Origin of the sequence: Burkholderia sp. E168m22 (assembly GCF_001319805.1) — a bacterium.
Classification (GTDB): Bacteria; Pseudomonadota; Gammaproteobacteria; order Burkholderiales; family Burkholderiaceae; genus Burkholderia; species Burkholderia orbicola.
In genome coordinates this window covers 1-4742 of the sequence record NZ_BBSK01000104.1, presented here as the reverse complement: position 1 = coordinate 4742, position 4742 = coordinate 1, and the positions used below count along the sequence as shown (strand labels likewise).

Genomic DNA, 4742 nt, shown 5'->3' with positions numbered 1-4742 from the left:
CGCGGCGCGTCGCGTCGCGTTGAAAAACGGCACCACCGCGCGGGCGTGGCGGCGCGCAGCCTTCAGTCTTTGCGTTTCCACTGCCCGAACGACACTGGCCGGTGCGCGTCGGCGCGCGTGACGGTGACGTGGTCGGGCTGGTCGTCGAGCGGAAACGATTCGGTGACGATCTGGTTCGAAAAGAGCCAGCCGTGCGTGCGCGGGTCGTAGCGGAACGTGATGTAGTCGGTCCAGTGCTGGCCGCACGCGACGAAGTTCTGCACGGTGAAATAGCGGCCCTTCACCGACAAGCCGTTGTCGGCGGCATCTTCAGGATCGAACGGGTCGCACTGGCCGCCTTCGTTCGCACGCAGCACGACCTGGTCGTTGCGGGCGGCGAGCCGGTAGGTGTGGTCGGCCTGTTCCTCGTAGATCAGCAGCGGGCGCGGCGATGGTTGGTCGCGCGTGTCGACCGCGCGATGCACGACGACGAGAAAGCTGTGGCGTCCGTTGTCGACATCGGGGCCGGCTTGCGCGAGCAGCGGCTGGTAGCCGGGTGGCAGGTGCGCGGCGATCGACTTCGGCAGGGTGTCGGCGCGGACGCTGAGCGGGAATGCGGCAAGCAGCGGGAGCAGCAGGGCGGAAAGGCGAAGAGCGCGCATGGCGGGCGGTCCGGTCGAAAGGAGAAAAAGGGGGATGAGCCGCGCGACGTTACAGATCGCGCCCGAGAAAGTCCGTGCCCGGCACCGGATTGAACGCGACGGGCGGCGCGGGCGTGAAGCCGAGCGACGCATACAGTTGCCGGGCGGCGACGAACTCGGGCAGCACGTCGAGGCACATGCGCGCGTAACCGGCCGCCTTCGCGTCGCGCAGCAGCCGTTCGACGAGCTGGCGGCCGACGTTCAGCCCGCGTGCGTCGGGCCGCACGTACACGCGCTTCATCTCGCAGGTCGCCGCGTCGATTTCGCGGAACGCCGCGCAGCCGACCACGCGCTCGCCGCGCCACGCGAGCAGCAGCTGCCCGCGCGGCGCCGCGTATTTGCCGGGCAGCGCGGCGATTTCCGGCTCGTAGTCCTGGAAAGCGAGGCTGACGGTCGGGCTCGCGACGTACTCGCGAAAGATCGCTTCGACGGCGGCGGCATCGTCGGGATAGCGGGCGGCGCGGATCGCGATCATGGGGCGGCGCGAGATGACAGGAAAGAGGGCCAGCATAGCAGCGCACGGCCGCTTTCGGCCATGCGCGAAGCGTGCCAGAATCAGCGGCTCGACCGTCGGAAACGACACGCAGGCGCCGGCGCAGCGGCGTCGCTCACCCAGGAGACTTCGATGACCGCATCGGCTGCCGTACTCGCCATCCTCGCTGCGCTGTTTCTCGGCGCGATGATTCCGGGCCCGAGCTTCGTGCTGGTGGCCCGCAACTCGATCGGGCTATCGCGCCGCGACGGGCTGGCCACCGCACTCGGCATGGGCATCGGCGGCATCGTGTTCGGCGGCGTCGCGCTGGCCGGGCTTTACACGCTGCTGCAGGCCGTCGAATGGCTGTATGTGGGCCTCAAGGTCGCGGGCGGCGTGTACCTGATCTACATGGCGTCGAAGATCTGGCGCGGCGCCGACCGGCCGATCGCGATGGACGATCCGCAGGCGATGGCCGGCGGCAGCGCGCGCAAGTCGTTCTGGACCGGCCTCACGACCCAGCTCAGCAACCCGAAGACGGCGATCTGGTACGGCAGCATCTTCGCGGCGCTGCTCCCGCAGCACCCGCCGCTGTGGTGCTATCTCGCGCTGCCGCCGCTCGTGTTCGCGGTCGAATTCGGCTGGTACACGCTCGTCGCGCTGTGCTTCTCGACGCGCCGGCCGCGCGAACTCTACCTGCGCGCGAAGAAGTGGGTCGACCGCATCGCGGCCGGTGCGATCACGCTGCTCGGGCTGCGGCTGATCCTGAATGCGCCGAAAGCGGGGATCTGAGCGCTTCTCTTTCTCTATCAACACGTGGTGGCGGCCGGCCGTGGCCGTCGCCGGTTAGCGGCGGGCACCGCCCGCGCCGTTCGCCCGAGCGCGCATCGGCGTCCCGAATTCCAGGATTACCGGTTCATCGTCAGGCCATGGTCAGGCGCGGCTTGCGGAATGCCCGCCCCCCGTCGTGGCGGCTCGGCCCCTTCATCGTTCACGCCGGGTCGGCGCTGCAAACACACACGCATGGCTTCCCGATGGCGCGGCCGCTCGCCAGCCGCCGCCTCCCGTGTTTCCCGCTCGTCACCACCGTCCGCCGAGCCTTGCGCGACGGGCCTTCGCGTGTATCGCGCGGCACGCCGAACCGCGCCGCTTCCCCGATTCTGGCGGCCGACCGCCCGACGACGTGTAAACTGCTGCCTTTTTTGACGGTTTGCAGCATGGTGCAAGCATCTCCGCGCCCGGCGTTGAGCGGTCCGACGCTCGTCCGGCTGCTCGCGCGCCTGGCCGATGCCGACGTCGCGGAATCCCGGCAGACGCTGTCCGACCGGCTGAGCCAGTGGCTCGGCTGGACCGACGCGATCACGCTGTCGTCCGCGTTGAATGCGAGCCCGCCGGGTGTCGCGGCCGGCGTGCGCGGCTACGACGCCGAGCGCGACTGCGCGCGCGTGCGCCACGACCTCGCGCAGGCGATCACGGCCACCCAGCGGCCGCGCGCGCGGCGCCGGCCGGGCGACCTGCCGCCGCCGGCCGCCGATACGGCCGATTTCGCGGATTTCCGCCAGCGGTACCTGACCCTCCAGCAGGACATGGAAACGGCGATCGGCCAGTTGCGCGGCCGCCTGCGGGTCGCGCTCGCCGCGCGCTCGTCCGGAATGGCGCGGCTTGCGACGCTCGACACGATCATGGAGCGCGTGCTCGGCGCGCGCGAGCGCAGCCTGCTGTCGGCCATACCCGCGCTGCTCGGCACGCGCTTCGCGCGGCTGCGCGACGCGGAGCGGCAGGCGCTGGCCGAGGCTGAAGCCGTGGCCGCGGCCGCCGCTGCGCCTGACGCCGACGCATCCGCTCTGGCCGATGAGGGCGCGGCGGCCGACACCCCGACCGTCGCGGCGATCGTGCCCGGCGCGTGGCTCGATACGTTTCGCGACGAGATGCACAGCATTCTGCTTGCCGAACTCGAAGTCCGGTTTCAAACGGTAGACGGGCTGCTCGCGGCCCTTCGCACCTGCTAATCAACACGCTATGTCCAGAATTCGCCTTGATCTCGTTGTCTTCGTCGCCGGTCTGCTCGCAGTGGGCTGGATCGGTGCCGGCTATGTCGCGTCGAACCCGCTGGCGGCGGCCGTCACGCTGCTGATCGGCGCGTGCTACGTCGCCGGCGCATGGGAGCTGCTGCGCTACCGGCAGGCGACCGCCACGCTGTCGCACGCGGTCGCCGGCCTGAGCGCGCCGCCCGCGACGCTCGACCCGTGGCTCGACACGCTGCATCCGGGCCTGCGCGGCGCGGTGCGCGCCCGGGTCGAAGGCGCGCGCGTCGCGCTGCCGGGCCCGGCGCTCACGCCTTACCTCGTCGGCCTGCTGGTGCTGCTCGGCATGCTCGGCACGCTGCTCGGGATGGTCGTCACGCTGAAGGGCACGGGCGCCGCGCTCGAGAGCGCGACCGATCTCGATGCGATCCGTGCGTCGCTGATCGCGCCGGTGAAGGGGCTCGGGTTCGCGTTCGGCACGTCGATCGCCGGTGTGGCGACGTCCGCGATGCTCGGGCTGCTGTCCGCGCTCGTGCGCCGCGAGCGGATCGACGCGGCTCAGCAACTCGACGCGAAGATCGCGACGACGCTGCGCGTGCATTCGTCCGCGCACCAGCGCGACGAATCGTTCCGGCTGCTGCAGCGCCAGGCCGACGTGATGCCGGCGCTGGTCGACCGGTTGCAGACGATGATGACGACGCTCGAGGCGCGCAGCGTTGCGTTGCACGATCGTCAGATCGAAAGCCAGCAGGCATTTTTCGACCGGACCGAGCGGGCGTATGCGGGCCTGGCGTCGAACGTCGGCGACGCGCTGAAGGAAAGCGCCGCCGAAAGCGCGCGCGTGGCCGGCGCCGCGCTGCAGCCGGTCGTCGCCGCGACGATGACGGGGCTCGCGCAGGAGATGGCCGCGCTGCGCGACACCGTGACGGGCGCGGTGCAGCGTCAGCTCGACGGGCTGACCGAAGGCTTCGAGAAGACCACTGGCAACGTGACGGCCGTGTGGAACCGGGCGCTCGACGAACAGCGCCGCGCGGGCGACGCGGTCGCGCAGCAGTTGCAGACGACGCTCGGCCAGTTCACCGACACGTTCGCGCAGCGTTCGTCGGATCTGCTCGACGGCGTCGCGACGCGCCTCGAGTCGACCGAAGGCCGCCTGTCGGACGCATGGCGCGAGGCGCTGGCGCGCCAGGAGCAGGTCGGCGAGACGCTGGCCGGCCAGCATGCACGCGCGCTGGGCGAAGCCGCCGCGACGTTCGAACGCCATTCGGCCGCGACGCTCGCCGCGATGCACGAGTCGCACGCGGGTTTGCAGACGCAACTGGCGGCGCGTGATGAAGAACGTCTCGCTGCATGGAACGACTCGCTGGCCGCGATGGCCGCGAAGCTCGGCGACGAGTGGCAGCGTGCGGGCGCGCATAGCGCGGGCCGTCAGCAGGAAATCTGCGACGCGCTTGCGCAAACGACGCGCGATCTCGCCGCCAGGCGTCGACGTTCGAACAACGCTCGACCGATCTGCTGACGACGATCCGCGAGTCGCACACCGGTCTGCAGTCGCAACTGGCGGCG

Annotated in this window: 4 protein-coding genes and 1 pseudogene; 3 read left to right on the top strand and 2 right to left on the bottom strand. The window is 70.7% G+C overall.

Annotated elements, in window-relative coordinates; genetic code table 11:
* Nucleotides 1-62: 62 nt before the first annotated feature.
* On the bottom strand, nucleotides 63-641 hold the full coding sequence (locus AP428_RS23885) for a hypothetical protein (RefSeq protein WP_011548350.1): 579 nt from the start codon (nucleotides 639-641) through the stop codon (nucleotides 63-65).
* A 49-nt stretch (nucleotides 642-690) separates the two neighbouring features.
* Nucleotides 691-1155, bottom strand: a complete 465-nt coding sequence (locus AP428_RS23880) for a GNAT family N-acetyltransferase (protein ID WP_041489423.1) — start codon at nucleotides 1153-1155, stop codon at nucleotides 691-693.
* 150 nt (nucleotides 1156-1305) lie between these two features.
* Between AP428_RS23880 and AP428_RS23875 the strand changes: the two genes are divergently transcribed.
* The 3 genes and pseudogenes from AP428_RS23875 to AP428_RS23865 all read left to right on the top strand — a co-directional run.
* The gene (locus AP428_RS23875) at nucleotides 1306-1944 is read left to right on the top strand and encodes a LysE family translocator (RefSeq protein ID WP_011548348.1); all 639 of its coding nucleotides are present in this window, start codon (nucleotides 1306-1308) and stop codon (nucleotides 1942-1944) included.
* A gap of 425 nt (nucleotides 1945-2369) precedes the next feature.
* On the top strand, nucleotides 2370-3161 hold the full coding sequence (locus AP428_RS23870; RefSeq protein WP_011548347.1) for a DUF3348 domain-containing protein: 792 nt from the start codon (nucleotides 2370-2372) through the stop codon (nucleotides 3159-3161).
* 10 nt (nucleotides 3162-3171) lie between these two features.
* Nucleotides 3172-4742: pseudogene (locus AP428_RS23865) on the top strand (DUF802 domain-containing protein); the annotation flags it as partial.